Source organism: Sporosarcina sp. QA0331 (assembly GCF_055808055.1).
The window spans coordinates 12,713-31,613 of record NZ_CM147850.1 but is presented as its reverse complement, the minus strand read 5'-3'; the positions used below and the strand labels follow the sequence as shown (position 1 = coordinate 31,613).

The 18,901-nt window shown below is 41.7% G+C and carries 18 protein-coding genes and 2 pseudogenes; 10 read left to right on the top strand and 10 right to left on the bottom strand.

All coding sequences use genetic code 11. The features are described from left to right. Positions 1-3 precede the first annotated feature (3 nt). On the bottom strand, positions 4-1,107 hold the full coding sequence (locus AC0L13_RS00160) for a GTP-binding protein (protein ID WP_473642749.1): 1,104 nt from the start codon (positions 1,105-1,107) through the stop codon (positions 4-6). Between the two features lie 25 nt (positions 1,108-1,132). Further along, a complete protein-coding gene (locus tag AC0L13_RS00155) occupies positions 1,133-2,230 on the bottom strand; it encodes a metal ABC transporter solute-binding protein, Zn/Mn family (protein ID WP_473642747.1) in 1,098 nt (365 codons plus the stop codon). A gap of 420 nt (positions 2,231-2,650) precedes the next feature. Between AC0L13_RS00155 and helD the strand changes: the two genes are divergently transcribed. The 3 genes from helD to AC0L13_RS00140 all read left to right on the top strand — a co-directional run bounded on the left by helD (position 2,651) and on the right by AC0L13_RS00140 (position 6,618). Next, complete coding sequence (gene helD / locus AC0L13_RS00150; RefSeq protein WP_473642745.1) at positions 2,651-4,987, top strand: RNA polymerase recycling motor HelD; 2,337 nt, start codon at positions 2,651-2,653, stop codon at positions 4,985-4,987. A gap of 156 nt (positions 4,988-5,143) precedes the next feature. Beyond that, positions 5,144-5,875, top strand: coding sequence for an ABC transporter ATP-binding protein (locus AC0L13_RS00145; RefSeq protein ID WP_473642743.1), 732 nt, complete (start codon positions 5,144-5,146; stop codon positions 5,873-5,875). After that, entirely contained in the window at positions 5,872-6,618 is a 747-nt protein-coding gene (locus AC0L13_RS00140; RefSeq protein ID WP_473642741.1) for an ABC transporter permease, read from the top strand. Before AC0L13_RS00145 ends, AC0L13_RS00140 begins: the two co-directional genes overlap by 4 nt. A gap of 82 nt (positions 6,619-6,700) precedes the next feature. Here AC0L13_RS00140 and AC0L13_RS00135 read toward each other — a convergent pair whose 3' ends face one another. Both AC0L13_RS00135 and AC0L13_RS00130 read right to left on the bottom strand, forming a co-directional pair. Beyond that, on the bottom strand, positions 6,701-7,549 hold the full coding sequence (locus AC0L13_RS00135) for a hypothetical protein (RefSeq protein WP_473642739.1): 849 nt from the start codon (positions 7,547-7,549) through the stop codon (positions 6,701-6,703). A gap of 223 nt (positions 7,550-7,772) precedes the next feature. Beyond that, positions 7,773-8,651 (bottom strand): AraC family transcriptional regulator, encoded by an 879-nt coding sequence (locus tag AC0L13_RS00130; protein ID WP_473642737.1) that lies wholly within the window; start codon positions 8,649-8,651, stop codon positions 7,773-7,775. 108 nt (positions 8,652-8,759) lie between these two features. Here AC0L13_RS00130 and AC0L13_RS00125 point away from each other — a divergent pair, with 108 nt between their 5' ends. Further along, on the top strand, positions 8,760-9,665 hold the full coding sequence (locus tag AC0L13_RS00125; protein WP_473642735.1) for an EamA family transporter: 906 nt from the start codon (positions 8,760-8,762) through the stop codon (positions 9,663-9,665). A gap of 56 nt (positions 9,666-9,721) precedes the next feature. Here the strand turns inward: AC0L13_RS00125 and AC0L13_RS00120 are convergent, their stop codons facing one another. Next, a complete protein-coding gene (locus AC0L13_RS00120; protein ID WP_473642733.1) occupies positions 9,722-10,699 on the bottom strand; it encodes a DMT family transporter in 978 nt (325 codons plus the stop codon). Between the two features lie 138 nt (positions 10,700-10,837). Here AC0L13_RS00120 and AC0L13_RS00115 point away from each other — a divergent pair, with 138 nt between their 5' ends. Next, a complete protein-coding gene (locus tag AC0L13_RS00115) occupies positions 10,838-11,716 on the top strand; it encodes a LysR family transcriptional regulator (RefSeq protein WP_473642731.1) in 879 nt (292 codons plus the stop codon). Between the two features lie 55 nt (positions 11,717-11,771). On the opposite strand, the gene AC0L13_RS00110 is transcribed toward AC0L13_RS00115, so the two are convergent. The 3 genes from AC0L13_RS00110 to AC0L13_RS00100 form a co-directional block, all read right to left on the bottom strand. Further along, the gene (locus tag AC0L13_RS00110; protein ID WP_473642730.1) at positions 11,772-12,188 is read right to left on the bottom strand and encodes a DoxX family protein; all 417 of its coding nucleotides are present in this window, start codon (positions 12,186-12,188) and stop codon (positions 11,772-11,774) included. A 67-nt stretch (positions 12,189-12,255) separates the two neighbouring features. Continuing rightward, the gene (locus AC0L13_RS00105) at positions 12,256-12,855 is read right to left on the bottom strand and encodes an NADPH-dependent FMN reductase (protein WP_473646775.1); all 600 of its coding nucleotides are present in this window, start codon (positions 12,853-12,855) and stop codon (positions 12,256-12,258) included. Between the two features lie 43 nt (positions 12,856-12,898). Then, positions 12,899-13,945, bottom strand: coding sequence for an LLM class flavin-dependent oxidoreductase (locus tag AC0L13_RS00100; protein WP_473642728.1), 1,047 nt, complete (start codon positions 13,943-13,945; stop codon positions 12,899-12,901). A 167-nt stretch (positions 13,946-14,112) separates the two neighbouring features. Between AC0L13_RS00100 and AC0L13_RS00095 the strand changes: the two genes are divergently transcribed. The 3 genes and pseudogenes from AC0L13_RS00095 to AC0L13_RS00085 all read left to right on the top strand — a co-directional run. Next, the gene (locus AC0L13_RS00095) at positions 14,113-14,421 is read left to right on the top strand and encodes a winged helix-turn-helix transcriptional regulator (protein ID WP_473642727.1); all 309 of its coding nucleotides are present in this window, start codon (positions 14,113-14,115) and stop codon (positions 14,419-14,421) included. 256 nt (positions 14,422-14,677) lie between these two features. Beyond that, the gene (yiaA, locus tag AC0L13_RS00090; RefSeq protein ID WP_473642725.1) at positions 14,678-15,148 is read left to right on the top strand and encodes an inner membrane protein YiaA; all 471 of its coding nucleotides are present in this window, start codon (positions 14,678-14,680) and stop codon (positions 15,146-15,148) included. A 174-nt stretch (positions 15,149-15,322) separates the two neighbouring features. Next, positions 15,323-15,469 (top strand): annotated as a pseudogene (locus tag AC0L13_RS00085) (NAD(P)-binding protein); the annotation flags it as partial. A gap of 128 nt (positions 15,470-15,597) precedes the next feature. Here the strand turns inward: AC0L13_RS00085 and AC0L13_RS00080 are convergent. Further along, complete coding sequence (locus AC0L13_RS00080) at positions 15,598-15,891, bottom strand: RNA polymerase alpha subunit C-terminal domain-containing protein (RefSeq protein ID WP_473642723.1); 294 nt, start codon at positions 15,889-15,891, stop codon at positions 15,598-15,600. A 215-nt stretch (positions 15,892-16,106) separates the two neighbouring features. On the opposite strand from AC0L13_RS00080, the pseudogene AC0L13_RS00075 reads away from it, so the two are divergent. Further along, positions 16,107-16,625 (top strand): annotated as a pseudogene (locus AC0L13_RS00075) (MBL fold metallo-hydrolase); the annotation flags it as partial. A gap of 218 nt (positions 16,626-16,843) precedes the next feature. Continuing rightward, a complete protein-coding gene (locus tag AC0L13_RS00070) occupies positions 16,844-17,566 on the top strand; it encodes a hypothetical protein (protein WP_473642721.1) in 723 nt (240 codons plus the stop codon). Between the two features lie 341 nt (positions 17,567-17,907). Here the strand turns inward: AC0L13_RS00070 and AC0L13_RS00065 are convergent, their stop codons facing one another. Continuing rightward, positions 17,908-18,825, bottom strand: a complete 918-nt coding sequence (locus AC0L13_RS00065; RefSeq protein WP_473642719.1) for an NUDIX hydrolase — start codon at positions 18,823-18,825, stop codon at positions 17,908-17,910. Positions 18,826-18,901: the final 76 nt, after the last annotated feature.

Sequence of the window (18,901 nt, the reverse complement as noted above, 5' to 3'; positions counted from 1 at the left end):
CCGTTACAAGTTTGGCAGTGGATCTGCAAACTGGGACCAATCTTGTTTGCGTTCCTGTTCTGTAAGCAAGCATTTGTCCAAGCTTTCTATAATTTCTTGCCGATCCATATCTATTCCTATGAAGACAAGCTCATTCATCTGTTCCCCGAATTCCTCATCCCACAATCCCGCTACTTCCAACATGACAGATGGACCTGCCTGGGAAAGCAAAATCACATTGTCATTGCGTGTAGCCAACCAAAGAAATCCTTTTGCGCGAACGATTTCTGCCGGCCACTCTGTAAGCCACTCTCGCAGGCGTTCCGGATGAAATGGATTTTTACCTCTGTAAACAAACGATGCAATTCCATACTCCTCTGTCTCGGGGACATGCTCCTCGTTCAACTCCTTGATCCACCCGGCACTTTGACTGGCTGTCTCAAAATCAAACAATCCCGTGTCCAACACTTCTTGTAACGATACTTGGGAACGCACTGTCTCAATGATCTTCGCATCAGGATTTAACGCTTGCAGCATACCTTTTAACACGCCCACGTTTTCTGTAGATAATAAATCCGTCTTGTTCAGCAACAGTACATTAGCAAATTCAATCTGGTCAATAAGCAAATCAGCAATCTCTCGTTCATCGAATTCCGAAACAGCTTCCCGTCGATCCAGCAAAGTATCGCCCGAAGTAAAGTCATTCCAAAAAGCATTCGCATCTACAACGGTCACCATTGTATCCAATCGACAAAGCCTTGATAAGTCAATGCCAAGCGCTTCGTCTACATAAGTAAACGTCTGCGCTACCGGAATCGGCTCACTAATTCCCGAGGATTCGATTACAATGTAGTCAATATCCCCAAGAGCCGCCAATTTTTCTACTTCATACATTAGATCTTCCCGAAGTGTACAGCAAATACAGCCGTTTTGCAGTTCCACCAATTTTTCTTCTGTGCGTGAAAAGCCACCTTGTTTTATTAAAGAAGCATCAATATTCACTTCACTCATGTCATTGACAATGACAGCAACTTTCAAGTCATCCCGGTTGTGTAGAATATGGTTCAATAACGTTGTCTTCCCTGCACCTAAATAACCGCTTAGTACTGTGACAGGTATTTTTCTCATCCTTCACTCCTCCTTTTTGCAGAAATTATTCGTTGCTCAATGCTTTCTCCAACGTTTCGATATTGCGCTCCATTAACGATAAGTAATCTTCATTGTTTTTCAAATCATCCGGAGTTAAGACACCCAAGTTATGAAGCATCAATGATTCTGCTCCGATTTCTTTTCTGATGACATTCGTTAGTTGAGAAGAAACGTTTTGTTCAAATAACACATACTTAATATCATTTTCTTTTGCATATTCAACGAGAGATGCCAGCTGCTTTTGTGAAGGTTCACTTTGTGAATTCAGTCCAGCCACTGCAACTTGCTCTAATCCATACGTATTAGCGATATAGCCAAAAGCTGCATGCGAGACAAAAAATGTTTTCGTGGGTGCATGGACTGCCATCTCTTTAAATTTTTGATCCAACTCTACTAAGTCTTTTTTCAAGCTTTCAAAGTTTTGTTCGAAGACATCCTTTTTCTCAGGCATAGCTTCAATAAGTGAATCTTTAATCGTCGTTGCTAGCTCAATGCTCAATAAAGGAGAAATCCATACATGCGGGTCGTGCTCCCCGTGGTCATGTTCGTGTTCCTCATGATTATGATTATGTGTATCTTCACCCGCTTCTTCATGATCATGCGACTCAGCATTTTCCCCATCGTGTTCATGATCATGCCCCTCATAGTCTTCCTCTTCATGGCTATGGTCATGTCCTTCATGATCTTCACTGTCATGGTCGTGGTCATGCCCTTCGCCTAACGACTCTTTCGAAATACTGTCCGCTACCGCTATCATTTTGACATGCTCACCTTTCATTGTTTTTTCGGCATTTTCCACGAATCCTTCGAGCCCAAGCCCGACATAAAAGAATAAGTCCGAGTCAGCAAGCGTCATCATATCTTTTTGAGTTGGCTCAAATGTATGCTCATCGGCTCCTGGGGGATAAATAGATTGAACTTGAACCGCTTCCCCGCCAATTCGCTCCGTGAAGTATTGAAGCGGATAAACAGTCGTATATACAGATAAAACTTCATCACCGCCTCCCGTTTTTTCCTTCACATGTGCAGGCTTGCTGTTGCCGCATGCAGTGAGAAATACTAAGAAAATCACTGACAATGCGGAAAGAAACTTTTTGTTCATTTCATAAATCCTCCTTTTGATCACTAAATCGTAATGATTACGTTTTAGTTGTTTGTTTATCTTACAAGAAAGATTTCGATGATGCAACTGTTTTTTTACAACTCCAATTGGCTATCATCATTTCCTTTTGTTTTTCGGTACGTGTTACACGTTGAATCAAACAAATTAATTTTCACAACAAAAAGCCCCTTTCCAATTCTTCTTGGAAAGAGGCTGTTAATTTTCATTTCATTATAGAAAAAGGCTTACATTAGTATGCATACGCCCAATTCACCTATTGAACAATGTACAATCTTATGGTAAATTTATAAAGATAGACACTTTATAATTAAAGTGGATATATTATACCCACCTTAATTATATAACATAATCTATTCATCAGTCAACCCTTTTACTTATTTTTTTAAAGGAGTGTTAGCTATGAAGTCAACTTTTCAGCAGGAGCAGCAACGAGTGGACAGTGTGTTGGAGGTCATTACGCAACGGATTCAAAAACTGGAGGAAGATACAACTCGGCAACGGAATGAAGTCGTGAATATCCGTAAGCACTTCTGGGATGAAGTCAAAGTCAATGTCGATACATTTGACGACTATCTTGAAACGATCATCGGCTTGAGACAAGAAGCGCAAGCACTCGCCGTTAGCCAAACGACTCACCGCCATTCATCCAAACGATTGTCCACATTGCGCCGAATGAAAGAAGCTCCTTACTTTGGCCGAATTGATTTCATTGAAGATGGTGTTTTAACAGAAGAACAAATTTATATTGGAATTGCTACGCTATCTGATGACAGCGGTGAAGATTTCCTTATATACGACTGGCGAGCGCCAATTTCTAGTGTCTACTATGATTATCAGCCTGGAGATGCTTCATATGTTACCCCCAGCGGCGTCATCCAAGGAAGATTGGAGAAAAAGTGGCAGTATTTGATTCGCGGCGGTGTTCTCCAATCGATGTTCGACACGAGCCTCACGATTGGAGACGAAATTTTACAGCAAGTGCTAGGCAAAGGTACTGATAAACATATGCACAGCATTGTCGCTACTATACAACAAGAGCAAAACCGGATTATCCGCCACGACCAAGGAAAACTTCTCATCGTACATGGTGCTGCAGGGAGCGGAAAGACGTCAGCCGCCCTTCAAAGGATCGCTTATTTGCTATACAAATATCGCGATAGCCTGAATGCAGACCAAATTATTCTATTTTCACCGAACACATTGTTCAATAGTTATGTGTCCAATGTTTTGCCGGAGCTCGGTGAAGAAAATATGCAGCAAGTCACCTTCCAAGAATACTTGAATCATCGGTTGAGCAAGAACTATCAAGTCGAAAACCCATACGATCAGTTGGAATATGTGTTAACCGCAACGAATTCCCCTTCCTATCAATCAAGAGTTGCAAGCATCCGATTTAAAGCATCACCATTTTTCTTCAATGCGATCGAATCATATAGGGAGTCATTAGAGATTTCCGGCATGCAATTCAAAGACTTGATTTTCAGAGGTAGACCAATTGTATCCAAAGAGCAAATAGCGGAACGGTTTTATCGAAAAGACACATCACTCCGTTTTCATAACCGACTTGAAAAGTTGAAAGATTGGCTGATGAATAAACTAAAAGAGGCGCAAAACGTTGAACGGCATCAACCATGGGTGCTGGAGCGAATCGAGCTGCTTAGCGACGAGGAATACAATAAAGCGCATGCGTACTTAGCGAAAAAGCGCGGTTTTAAAAGAGATTCAGTCGCTGATTATGAGGTGGACACAAAAGAACTGGCTCAATTGATCGTACAACAGAGATTGAGGCCGTTGCAAAGACGAGTTCGGGCATTTGAGTTCATCGATATGAAATGCATCTATAAGCAGCTGTTTGCCGACCCTTTGGCAATAAGCCAATGGATGAACAGGGACACACCTCCGGAATGGTCAGCCATCTGCCAAGCAACGCTGAACATGTTGGATGAAGATCAGCTTCACTACGAAGATGCTACTCCCTTTTTACTGTTGAACGAGCTCATTAAGGGCTTTCAGGCGAATCGTACGATTAAACATATCGTCGTTGACGAAGCGCAGGATTATTCCCCTTTCCAATTCGAGTTTTTGAGACGTTTGTTTCCATCTGCGAAGATGACCGTGTTAGGGGATTTCAATCAAGCGATCTTCGCCCATGCAAGCGAAACAGTCGATTTCCACGTACTCGCGAATCTATTCGGGCCTGCTGAAACAGAAGTGATCAATATGACTAGAAGCTACCGATCTACAAAACCGATTATTGAATTCACTCGGAAATTAGTGCCGAACAGTGATCAAATTATCCCGTTTGATCGTGACGGTGAGCTGCCTGAGCTGCAGCAGGTGGATGACAATGCAGAACTGCATCGTAGCATCAACGAAAAAGTCACCCATTTTCAAAGCGCCGGTTACAACACTATTGCAATCATATGTAAATCAGCCGAGGAGAGCAGAAGTGCATATGAAGCACTATCTACGGTCGAAGACATAAAACTGTTGCGAAAAGGTTCCATGGAGTATGAACAAGGAGTTGTTGTCGTACCGGCGTATTTGGCAAAAGGCATCGAGTTTGACGCAGTCATCATTTACGATGCATCCGAGCATGTTTATGGAGACGAGAGCCTTCGTAGAATTTTTTATACCGCGTGTACGAGGGCAATGCATGATTTGCAATTGTATAGCGTCGGGGAGCCTACCCCGCTGTTAGAAACCGTTCCGCGGGATTGTTTCATCTTAGTATAATTAAGACATTGGTTTCTTTTTCAGACTACCTCCGTCCTTATGTCGGCCGTCGATGCTTTACCTGCCGATATAAGGACGAATTTTTTTAGGCGATTACTACTGCATCAAAAAATCAGTTATAATTTTCTAGTGGAATATAAACTAGGAGCGGATTGTATGACCAATTTAGATGAACCTGCCCTTCAGTTTCGAAACGTCGATTATAGTATTAATGGCGTTCCGATTTTACATGGCATTACAGGTTCTTTTCCAAAGGGAACTATCACAACACTTGTCGGTCCTTCCGGCTCTGGAAAGTCGACATTGCTGAAACTTTGCAACGGCTTGTTAACTCCTACTTCAGGAGACATATATATAGATGCCAAACATATTTCTACATACGATCCAATAGCGTTGCGCCGCCACGTCGGTATCGCCTTACAAAGCGCTCCGATGGTGAAAGGCACCGTTTTTCAAAACTTAGCACTGCCTTTTGAACTTCAAGGCAAGGAGCTTGCCGAGGAAGATGCCATCGAAATATTGGAAGATGTCGGCTTGGTGAGCGATGTATTACACCGAAAGACGAATGACTTATCAGGAGGGCAGCGGCAAAAAGTTTCAATCGCTCGCACATTGCTTAACCGGTCGGAAATCTTATTGCTGGATGAAATCACATCCGCTCTAGATAGGAATTCGTTGCATGACATCGAGCAACTGATCGTCAATATCAACCGTAAACACGGTTCGACAATCGTATGGATCACCCACAATTTAGAACAAGCCATGTCGATCGGCCATTTCACATGGGTGCTAATCGATGGCAAACTTATCGAAACCGGTGACAGCGATTTATTAAAATCACCGACTCATGCATTGGTGAAGCAATTTGTACAGGGGGATCGTCGATGAGTTACACAACTTTGGCTATCGCACTCATTTTTATCGCCATCCCTTTATTGTTGTCAAAGACGCTTCGTCTAGGGTTGGAAACAGATACAATTATCGCAACGATCCGTTCCATCCTCCAATTGCTTGCAGTCGGCTATATACTGAAATTCGTTTTCGACTCGGATGATGTCGTGTACATCATCCTCATGGTGACGTTAATGATTGGAGCAGCGACACAAAATGTGCGCAAAAAAGGGAAGGCAATTAGTGGAATTACGTGGAAAGTCGCTGTAACGTTAGTGGCTGTTGAACTGTTGACGCAAAGTATTTTACTAGGCTTCCGAATTGTACCGCCTACCGCACAATATATCATTTCGATAAGCGGCATGATTATTGGCAATTCTATGGTGCTCTCCATTCTATTCCTCAATCGCTTTACGGCGGAAGTTGAGGCGCATCGCAATGAAACAGAATTGATCCTCTCGCTCGGCGGCACACCGAAACAAGCGATTCAAAGACAACTGATCTCATCGATCAAAGCAAGTATGATTCCAACGATCGAGAGTCAAAAAACAATCGGCCTCGTGCAATTGCCCGGCATGATGAGTGGACAAATCATCGCCGGTGCCGACCCGATGCAGGCCGTCCAATTTCAACTGTTGATCATCTTCCTGCTGCTAACGACAGCCGCAGTAACAAGCATCTTACTCGGCTTTTTATCGTATCGAAGCCTTTTCAATCAACGCATGCAGCTTCTCCAATAATTTACACCATACGCCGGCATGATATAAGGCTCAGTCTCCAACTTATATCATGCCGGCTTTTGTATTCTGTTCATGAGAGAAATCATTTTTCCTTATTTCGACGCTCGCTCAACTGTCTTTTGTTCTCTGCCACAAGGCGATCAAAATACGAGAGTTCAGCTTTTTCCTGAACAAGTGGTTTTGTCGTAAGCTGTTCCTTCTCAATTTTTCTCTCAATCGATTCGCTTGATTCCGGCTTTTGCGGAGTTTCAATCGTTTGAATGGGAGCTTCAACCGTCTGAATGAAAGTTTGCTTATCTCGAAGCGGCTGTAAAGGTTCCAGTGTCCGCTTCGGCTGGTCTCCCATAACCATTTCCAGCTTGTCAAACCATTTTCGGGCTTCTCTCTGAAAAGCCTCATATTCAGGTGAATTCTTAGCTAAAGGGAGATATGGTTGATTATAGAAATTGACTTGGAAAAAAGAATGCTTTGCATGATCCATTTTAAGAAGGAGAGCTAGCGACGTTACTTTGTCGACAGGCTTCTTATTCGGATCTGTAGAGATGGCACCCATTGTTCCTTTGGGAATATCATCCACCGTTCCATGTGATGAAAGGATGAACCCATCTTCCACTATTGCAACGCCATCAAGATCCTTAGTCGCAAAATTCAGCAGCCGATAGGGCATGCCAAGAAAAGGTTTCTGCAAAACCTCCCCCTCTTTATCTTCCGCAAACCATATGTATAGGCGCTGTTTGTCATAGTCGACCGCGACTCTTGTCAACAAATCAGTGGACGTTAGGGATGGCATCTTATCAAAGTCTGCTAGATCTTTATTCAGAGAAAGCAAAACTTCCTTCTGTTTTTCTTTTTGACGTCCCTCAACTATTTGCGAGTGTCCTAATACCATAATTCCAATGAAAAATACAATAATTGATAGAACAATGCCCATAAAGGCAAAGCCATTAAAGATAGAATAAATAAGGAACCCAATCGCAGCTACAGGAGTTAGACAGCCAAGACCCGTTAAAAATCGTGTAGAATTTGTTGGAATGACGTTTACCTCCTTTCGATTTTATCCCCGTTCAATTAACCCGGATACTGTCTTTACGAGCCGTCCTGCCAAAGGTTTCAAATTCCCTTCAATCCCTGTCATCGTTGCAAACAAATTGGATTCAATCGACTGTTTCTTTTTTGTATGCAAACGGCGTCATGTTCATCGTTTCTTTAAACTTCTCAATGAAATAGCTTGGACTCGTGAAACCTACTTGATAGGCGACGTCCGTGACATTCCACTGCTCCTGCCGAAGAAGGAGCAAGCTTTGTTGAATTCGATAGTGTATGACATATTTTAGAGGAGTCGTTTGTAACATCCTATTAAAATATCGACAGCATTCCGAACGGCTCAATTGGCCTGCCCTTGCGATGTCATCTAACATGATTTTCTCAACATAATGTTTATGAATCCAATTTAACATTTCCTTCATGCGATGGTTCTTAACCATTTCCGCTTGATCGTATTGCAATTGAAAACCGTTCATGATCAAGCTTTTCCACAGCGCAGTCAGTTGCAAAGCAATTTCGATTTCATAATGAGATGATCGTTGCTGAATGCATTCATTAATTTTCATGATTGCCTGTAACACATTCTTCCCCCAATATTCCTTTGCATCTATATATAAATAAGGCAAATTTGTCGCTTGGATATAGGGAGCTACATAAGTTGTAAATAGTTCTTGCGGTAGAACGAAATGGGGCGACACATTTATACAAGTATAAGTGCAGCTTGCAACATCGTGGGCCTCTGCCTTGTGCAAAGAGCCACTATTGATAAATAAACCGTCTCCTTCACTGACGACTATTCTTTCATCATTAACTTGAAAGCTCGCTTCTCCTTTTACCATGCGAATGAATTGAATTTCTTCGTGCCAATGGAGCGGAATATAACCATTCGCGTGTCGGCCAATCGTAGTATTGTAACAAGCGATCGGCAGCTCGACCGTCCGATGTTGGGTCAACTCTTTCTGATTTGGGTCCACCACTATTTTTTTCATCGTCCGCCACCTCAATATAGTGATACTTTTTTATTCAATATAAGTATTTATTGAGCAATTTATCATTTATTATAATACCATTATTACATTTAAATTGGAGAATCAGCTATGAATAAAACAAATCGAAGTAAAGGGTTATTTCTCGTTATAACAGGGGCAACCTTTTGGGGTGTCGGCGGGACCGTTGCACAAAAGCTCTTTCAACAATATGCAATCGATGTCAATTGGCTTGTGACAACACGCTTGCTCATAGCAGGCTTTTTACTATTAACGGTTCAATTTCTATTGAAAGATCGATCACAAATCATTGTCGTTTGGAAACAAAAAAGTACAGCGATTCCATTACTTATCTTTGGATTGCTTGGCATGCTTGCCGTCCAATACACATATATGGCATCCATTCAACATGGCAATGCCGCTGTAGCAACACTTTTACAATATCTTGCGCCTGTCCTCATTATTATTTACATGATAGTACGCAAACAAACGGTGCTATCTAGGCAAGATATCATTACGGTTGCACTGGCGTTAGGCGGTTGCTTTTTCTTGTTAACGAATGGCTCGTTCTCTGAACTGTCCGTTCCTACGCCCGCCATCATTTGGGGCGTTCTATCTGCAGTTGCGCTAGCATTTTATACGTTATATGCAGTCCCCCTCCTCTCCCGATACGATTCACTCGTCATCGTTGGGTGGGCGATGCTGATCGGCGGCTTTGCACTAAGCTTCATCCATCCCCCTTGGCAAATGGATTTCACCAGCTTGCCCATTGGTGCCTATTTGAATTTAGGGTTTGTCATTATCTTCGGGACGATGATTGCATTTTATTTCTATATAGAAAGCCTGCAAAGCCTTTCGCCTAAAGAAACTAGCCTTCTTGGTAGTTTAGAGCCTTTAGCTGCGGTGCTAACGACGGTCTTTTGGTTACAAGAGCCATTTGGATTTTTTCAGTGGATCGGCACTGCTTGTATCATCGGCATGATTTTATTATTAGCGCTTACTAAAAAAACACCATAAACGGAAAAGGGTTGTCCTGAAAGTAAGTTTTCACTAACTTCTGGACAACCCTTTTATTATGCTTCTGTTTCTTGTAATGTACCTTTTAATTTCGCTTTCGGTTCCTTATTCTTCTGCTGCAATCTTAGGTAAATATTATTTGAAAGCAGCGATATGATAATGAAAATGGTGCCAATATAATCAAAGGCTGTGATGCTTGCACCTTGGAAAACTTGAATGACCAACGTCGTTACTGGTACGAAGTTCAGAAATAATAACCCATTTAACGGCGTGATGACACTTACACCATAATTCCACCCCACCAAGGCAATGACACCTGGGAAGATTACCATGAAAGCGATATGGGGGCTAGTTATGACGAGTGTTTCAACGGTCGGAACAGAGACAGATCCTGCCATCGTTGCTACGAAAACAACAATCGCCGCGGTAGCTGTGCCAAGCAGACAGCTGAGCGTGGAATAGCGCAGGGCAGACCATCCATCACTGCTGAATCGGCTACCTCCCATCGTATAGACAACCCATCCAATTACCGCTATTAAAATCAATAAAGACGGGACAATTGAATTTGACGCTGTGAAGAAGGCACCTATATTGCCTTTCGTTACGACTAACGAGGCACCGACAAATCCAATGAACACACAAAACAACGTAAATGCATGAGGTCGTTGCCTTATGAACACCCACGCTATGATAATAGAAATCATGGGCATTAACGATTCCATAATGGAAGCTATCATTGTACCTGGATTGCCCAACAAGTCCTGTCCCCAGAAAATGAGCAAATTATAAACCGTAAAGGCCATCGTTCCAAAAAACCAGAGATGCCAACCTTTCCCTTCAAAGCGAAAAGCTTGCTTCCCTTCCTTCCATAATAGCCATATCAGTAAAATGATCGTTACAAAGCCATAACGGAATAGCGTAAAATAAAATGGGTCTATATGATGAAACGCATGATTCGCCACCGGGAACATAGCGCCCCAGGATATGGCGGAAATTAAACATAAAATAGCGGCAACCAATACTCTGTTATTCAATCTTAGATGTCTCCTTCAATTACCTTCTATATATTCATTAAATCACACGTACGATATCTCTCAAAATGAACATTATTGATGTTACCTATCTCAAATAGTGATACCATGGATAGAAAGCAATGGGAAAGGAGCCATTAGATGGAGTTCAAAGATTTAGAGATTTTTCAAATGGTTGCCCAAAAAGGAACGATTACCGAAGCCGCTAAAGAATTAAGTTACGTACAATCCAATATCACTTCAAGAATCAAAAAACTCGAGACGGAAATGAATACACCTCTATTTAACCGTCATAACCGCGGAATGACTCTGACACCTGAAGGAAAAAAACTGCTTGTCTACTGCGATAAAATTCTGTCGCTAACAAATGAAATGAAAAAAGTCGTTCAAAGTAAAACGGAACCGGCGGGTAAACTTGAAATCGGAACCGTTGAAACCGTCATTAAATTGCCGGTCATCTTATCTTCTTATAATAAAAAGTATAAAAACGTAGACTTATCGCTTCTTACAGGCGTTACCGAGCAACTTCGAAATGATGTTCTGCATCACCGATTGGACGGCGCTTTCGTGACGGAAATCGACCAACATCCCGAGCTTGTTTCCCATGACGTTTTCCAAGAGGAACTTGTCCTACTATCGGACAATACAAAAACGTCAATTGAACAGCTGATAGAGGAACCGATTCTTTGCTTTAGTCAAGGATGCGGCTACCGGGCAAGACTGTCAAAATGGTATAGAGATCAAAACATCATCCCACAAAAAATAATGGAGTTTGGGACTTTGGAAACAATATTAGGGAGTGTCACGATGGGACTTGGTATAACAATTGTACCGAAATCAGCTGTTTCCCATTTAGAAGAAAAAGGACTTGTCCACTGTCACCACTTGCCTGGTCAGTACAGCAAAGTCAATACCGTATTCATTAGACGAAAAGACGCCTACTTAACGTCAACACTTGAAAAGTTCATCGAAACGTTTGAACAAGTCGAAGGTGTACTAGCTTATCCGCTCGCATATTGAAAAAAAGCCTAATTTCCCTATTACATAAGAGAAATTAGGCTCTGTTCACTTGTATTTATGCACTAATCTTATCGTTAGTAGATCCGAAAAGCTTGTTGTCCAAAGCAAATAATTGGCTCCCACTGATCAATAATACAACCGCAATTGACAATAAAGCTACATCCAGTTCATAACCCGCCGCTTCAGCTCCCATGAAGCCTATAGACAATTTTGATGTAAAGATGGCTCCAATCATTACGATTGCAATCAATGCTGAGAATAGTCTCGTTCCCACTCCTACAATCAACGCAATTCCTCCAAGCAGCTCAATGAAAGCTACTACATAACCGAGAAAACCTAGAATGCCAATGCTTTCAAACCAACCTGCTACATTTCCAAGACCCATTTGAAATTTTGCAATGCCATGCACTAAGAATGTTATCCCTAACACTACTCGAAGAATCAATAGACTCCATTCATACTTCTTAACCATTATTCATACTCCTCTATCTGTTTAAATTTTATAAGAATGTCGGATTAATAGTCCAACCATCTCTTTTTTATCTTAAATTTTTCAATGCTCCGCTCCATGCTACAACTTCATCAAGCATCACGTTTACATTATCGAGGTGTAATGCTTGTGGCTTAAAGTCTGTTCCACTTTCAAAATCGGTAAATAATGAAAGCGTTGGATGTGTGCGGACGTCAGCAATTTTTAATTCCCCACAGATTCCACGCAAATGTTCCGCGGCACGCGCCCCTCCTGTCGATCCATAACTGACGATGCCTGCAGCCTTGTTATTCCATGGTTCACGAGCAAAATCTAGGGCGTTTTTTAATGCACCTGTAATGCTGTGGTTGTATTCTTGAACAATAAACACGAATCCATCTACATTAGTCAACTTTTCATTCCAAGCTGCAATCCCAGGTTCCGTGCCATCAGTGGTGCCTAAAAATGGCAAGTTAAAGTCCGCGATATCAATAATTTCATAATTTGCATCACGGCGTTTGTCGGCAATACCCTTCACCCATTCTCCGACTTGTGGACTTACGCGCCCTTCGCGAGTGCTTCCTAAGATGATGCCAATAGTTAATTTTTCATTTGTCATTGTATTTTCCTCCTTCGATGAATTTCCAAATAATTTATCTAAAAAACCTATCTCACCCGTGCTTTCTCTACTTTTTTTGATTGTTCTGCAGCACTTAATCTGTACTTGTTGCTTTCCTGACGATTGGAGCAACCTCCGTAGCTAACAATTCGATACTCTTAGCTACTTTCTCGAACGGCAAGCCACCAATATCAATCTGCGCCATAAACCGCTGATGTCCAAAAAGCTCATATTGACGTAGAATTTTCTCAACGATCTGTTGCGGGCTTCCTACGAACAAAGCGGTGTCTGGAGCCGTAAGCTGCTCAAATTCCGTACTCGACATCCTTCCGGAGATCATTCCCCGCTGACGGTTTACCGCCGACCAATAACTGGAATAATACGGATAGAATTCTTCTTTGGCTTGTTGAGTCGTTTTTGAAAGATACCCATGACCCGTTACACCGACTTTGAGATCTTCCAAACGATGCCCGGCCTCGATTCCCGATTGACGGTATAAATCCACTAATGGCTTGAACCGTCCAAGTTCTCCCCCTAGAATCGCCAACGCCATCCCGACGCCCAGTTTGCCGGCTCGGACAGCACTATTTGGAGTTCCTCCAACACCAATCCAAATAGGCAATTCTTTCTGTAAAGGACGAGGTGCAATTTCAGCATTCCTCAGCGGCGAACGAAAGCGGCCATCCCAAGTCATCCTCTCGTTTTTGTTCAGCTTTAAAAACAAATCGATGTTTTCCGAGAACAACGCATCATAATCATTTGTGTCATACCCGAATAGAGGAAATGATTCAACAAACGCACCACGACCTGCGATTATTTCTGCACGTCCATCCGATAGCAAATCCAATGTAGCAAAGTCTTCAAACAGACGAACTGGGTCAACCGTACTTAAAACGGTGGTCGCACTTGTCAGTTTGATCCGTTTAGTTACTTGGGCGATGGAAGCTAATACGACAGGAGGCGAGGAGATGGCATAGTCCAATCGGTGATGTTCACCTACCCCGAAAATATCCAGTCCAGCCTCGTCAGCAAGTTTTGCCGACTCTATAATTTCCTTCATTCTCTGACCCGCAGTACTAGTTTTACCAGTAATCGGATCAGCCATTATATCCGCAAGTGTATAGATTCCGATTTCAATCAATTTATCCACCTCCTATGAACACCAACGACGAACAAATCATTAGTCACTTACTTTATGTAAGTTACTATACAACCATTGTTTAGTATAATCAAGTAACTAATTTACAAAAAACAATTCAATTATTTATTATTCATCGTTATACTAGTAGTAGTAGGGAGCTGATAAAATTGGAAAAGTCGATTTGTCCGAGGTTTGAAAAGGCGATGGGTTTACTAAGCCAAAGGTGGACAGGTTTAATTATTTACCAGCTATTATCCGGTCCACAGCGTTTTTGTAATATCGAATCGTCGATTGGCGTAAGCGGAAGAGTCCTATCGGAAAGGTTGAAGGATTTGGAAAGCGAAGGAATTGTGAAGCGCGAGGTTTTTCCTGAGACACCTGTTCGGATTGAATACACGTTAACTGATAAAGGAAAGTCTCTAGCGCCGCTTATGAAAGAAATAGAAAAGTGGTCACAAAATTGGTTAGAAGCTTAGCAGCAGTCGGAGCTGATTTGTAAATAATAAATGTCCTCAGTTGAATTCATTTGACTGAGGACATTTTTAGTACCAAAAATTCATATTTTAACTTATCAGTTTCGTCTAGTTCTTACTCTCGACTGAATAAAAAAGGAACGGCTATCCCCTCTATACAATGAACAAAATATTAGTAAAAAAGACGGTTATATGGAAAAATTTGTTGCCGAATTAATTCCATTTGGATATGATAATCAAAAGGGAAGGTGAATTTTCAATGAAAAATGAAATTGAAGATTTATTTGATAAGGAAAAACAAAATGAACCGAAGTTGAAAGTGGAAAGGAAGGCCGGGGAACCGACCGCGGCTTTCAAAGGGGCCTCCTGGGCAGCACTATTAATAGGAGTCTCTGCTTATTTAATTGGACTATTTAACGCAGCAATGGAGCTGAATGAAAAAGGATATTACTTTGCAATATTAATATTTGGACTTTATTCTTCCGTCTCTTTGCAAAAAGCGGTAAGGGATAAAGATGAAGGTATTCCAGTAACAAATATTTATTATGGCATTAGCTGGCTTGCACTTCTTATAGCTATTTTATTGATGGGTATCGGCTTGTACAATGCAGGTAGTATAGTTTTAAGTGAAAAAGGGTTTTATGGCATGGCTTTTGTTCTAAGTATTTTTGCAGCTATCACAGTTCAGAAAAACATTAGGGATACGCAGAAAGCAAGAGAGATAGACTGAACGTTTTTAAAATAGACTTAACCCCGTTCTAGATATAGAGCGGGGTTTTATTTATGCGAGCATAAAGATGTAGTAACACCAATCTCATTTGAATAAGATATCAGTACTGATGACGAAAAGGAGGAATGTTTTGCAATCATACAATTACGTCTTCCCCAATTACCAGAACAACAGATGCTTTCAATAATCAAAAACCGAATACGGAAAACGTAACCCCCAAAAAAATCATCGTAATTGGTGCAGGGATGGCTGGCATCATCTTTATTGAAAGAAGCTGGGCACGATGTAACGATCCTAGAAGCTTCCGAAAGGATCGGCGGCAACGCTTCATGGTTGGATCCAGTGGGCAATAGAGTCCGGAATAAGGGTAGCGAATGAAGTTAATGAAGTAAAATGAAATCATGACGGAGAAAACCCGACTGAGCTTATACCTACCCAGTCGGGATTTTTTACTTTTTAAATGATAACCCGTTTTTCTTCAAGGCTTCTCTAAGTTTCGGTAGAGAAGCCGGGCCCATACCGTGAAATTGCAATATCTCTTTTTCACTGTATGCCGCTAGCTGTTGCAAAGTAGTGATCCCGTTGTTTTCCAACGCCCTTCTTGCCGGTGCTGAAAGTAATGATAGGAATCCACTTTCAGGTTTACGTTCTTGCTCACAGGTTGGGCATGTCGGGCAGTCGCTGCTTTTATAATAGCTATGCCCTTTGCTACAAGTCCGTAGATTTTTCTGTGAAGTTGTCATTGGCATATCTCCTCTTTAAACAAACAGCAATGTTCAAACTATACTAACACCTTACAGGAAATGTAATTAAGATAAAACTATTTAGACGCGGCCATCAATGTAAATCTCTAACATTCCATAATGCTTCCCCCTAGGTTTGCTCTTCACTTTCCTTGAAGTAGGAGTCTTCTATCGGATAATGATAAACTATTAGTAAGGTCTAAGACGTGGAAAATAAAGTGCACGAGTTGCTATGGTGGGGGCATATGAGCATTGGATCTGTAGAATTTCATTTCGTGCCTGCCCAGCATTGGACAAAACGGAGTCATACCGATATGAATGCATCACATTGGGGAGGTTGGGTCATCCAACCGGATTCATTGTCAGCTGGGAAGCATACATCTCATTCCATCTATTTTGCCGGGGATAGCGGGTATTTCCAAGGATTCCGAGAAATTGGTGAGAAGTTCCCTAATATTTCGTATGCGCTTATGCCAATTGGTGCTTATGAGCCTGAATGGTTTATGGGGACACAGCACGTCACTCCAGAGGAAGCGATTCAAGCCTTCATTGACGCCGGAGCGGAGATATTCATTCCCATGCATTATGGAGCATTTCGTCTTGCCGATGACACGACAGAAGAAGCGTTGAATCGCTTGCTTGCTGAATGGGAGCATTTAGAATTGAACCCAAATCAACTGCAATTGTTGAAGCATGGAGAGACGATTGTACAGGGATCCCCTTTTAGACGATAAAACGAGGGAACAGCTCATGAATAATGAAGGTACTTTTGAGGTGCCTAATCCTTATTTCCCTTCGCTTTTAACAAAAAAGAGGAGAAAATAATCCGGGGCGCTATGTTATAGATTAATTTAGAATTCAATGAAAATCTAATATTTTTCTATAAATTGTAAACAATACCTGCAATCTACCGATATATAGAAGGAAGAAGCTATAAGGACGGTGTTAGGGTATGCAAGTGTTTACTGGATTAAAGGCAAGTCCGGTCACGAAAATGTATTCACCACAGAACGTTCAGAAAGTAAATGAGAAGAACGAAGAAAAACCTGTTAAAAGAGATACAATCATGATTAGCGATGAAGCACGAGCACAGCTAGGGAATTGGAAAAAACGATTTGCCAACATGATTGAGAGCTTAATTGAAAAACGCCAAAAAGTTCAAGAGGCGAAAAGTAATTTAATTGAACGTACATTGGAGGCCGGGGAAGAACTTTCGACGGTTAAAGAGCAATTAGGAGCGTTCGATGAGCAAATTGCTGAACTCGAGGAACAAATGGCAGCCATCGAAGCACAGAAGCGAGAAAGAGAACAGCGTGAACAAGAGGAAAAGCAACAAACTGCTATTAAACCTGAGGAATCTGAAGGAATGCAATTGACTTCTCTTCTTCAATCAGCCAAATCTCTTGAACAAGTCAGTGCGTTAAAACAGGTGAAAGTACCATTAGAAAATGCGCATCGCCGGCTCAAAACAGAAATGGAGTATGACCTGGGACGCGGATCAGCTCTGGAGAGTAAGGCAAAGAAAATTGACGAACTGGCCGGACGTATACGAAGCATCGACAGCGAGATAAACAACCAAATTATAAAAGCAAACGAATCTTCTAACGAAACACATCGGAAAGTTTCTGTAGAGGAAGAGCAAGATGAGTCAGTACATGAATCTTTTGAAGAATAGTTACTATATATACAAAGTGGCTGATTGATTAAAAATGCACGAATGAACAAATGATAGTAAGCTATATAGCTCCAAGATCATATGCAATAAGGATTCATGCTTGCTTACCGAATGGGAGCGGTAAGGGTTGCATTTAAACCGACTACCATTGCTGAAACATGAGGAGACGATTGTGCAAAAACAAAAAATGAAATAATGATTCAAGCCATTCGATCCATAGTACTCACCGCTGCTTCGTTAATAATAAAAAAAGTGCTAGGCACCCAAATGCTCGAGTGCTTGGCACTTCCATTAACTCTTTTCGCTTCCGGAAATGTAATGGAAAACATCAAAGCAATCCCTTATTTCCATTGGTCATATACCCAACCTTCATTGTACTTGTACAGTTTTGATGGTCTGTATGCGCCCGTTTTGACTTCCTTTCCTGTATCCATTACCATATCTTCTACATGGCGGCGGAACTGCACTTTGTTTAGATCTCTGCCCAAAATCACCTCATACACTTGCTGCAGATCCGGCAGCGTAAATTCATCCCCCACTAAATTGAATGCGATATTTGTGTAGTTCACTTTTCCGCGCAAACGCTCCAATGAATACAAAATGATTTCAGCATGGTCAAAAGCAATCCCATCTCGCTTTGTAATCGACATCATCGTTTTAGTATTCGCTTTATCTGTCACCGTGACTTTTTCTACCGTTGCACATACTTTGATCTCCGCGGAAGTCAGCTCCAGTTCAATTTCCTCCGTTCGACTCCTCGTCCCATTTACCATTTCATCCCGAAATTCAACTGTTTTATCTTTTACGGTAAACCATCTTACATCTTCCGCATCATCTCCCGCTTGCAGGGGCGGTAATTTCTCTTGGTCGACGAGCGCTAAGTAGCTGACACTCACAATCCTCATTCGAGGGTCTCGATCTACCGTGCTCCATGTGTATAGCTGCTCAGCATAAACCCCATCTACTCCCGTTTCCTCTTTCAATTCCCGCTGCACTGCCTTATCAAGGTCCTCGTCAATCCCCATGAATCCCCCAGCCAACGCCCAGTCACCCTTATATGGATGTCCTCCGCGCCGGATGAGCAACAACTGGAGCTCTTTCTCTGCCTTTTTCCTTTTATCCGCAACCGTTTCTGTTGCCACAGTGAAGATGACCATGTCTGTTGTGATCGATGGCTTTTCATATTTATTTTTCTCTGTTTTTTTATATTGCTCGATAAATTCTGCCTCGCTAAGGTTCTGTAAGTATTGCTCTTCCAATGTATTTCCCCCTCTCTACAGCATCACTTAGTTGCATTTTATTACTATCTTTGCTTTTTTACAAGAAAAAAGAAGG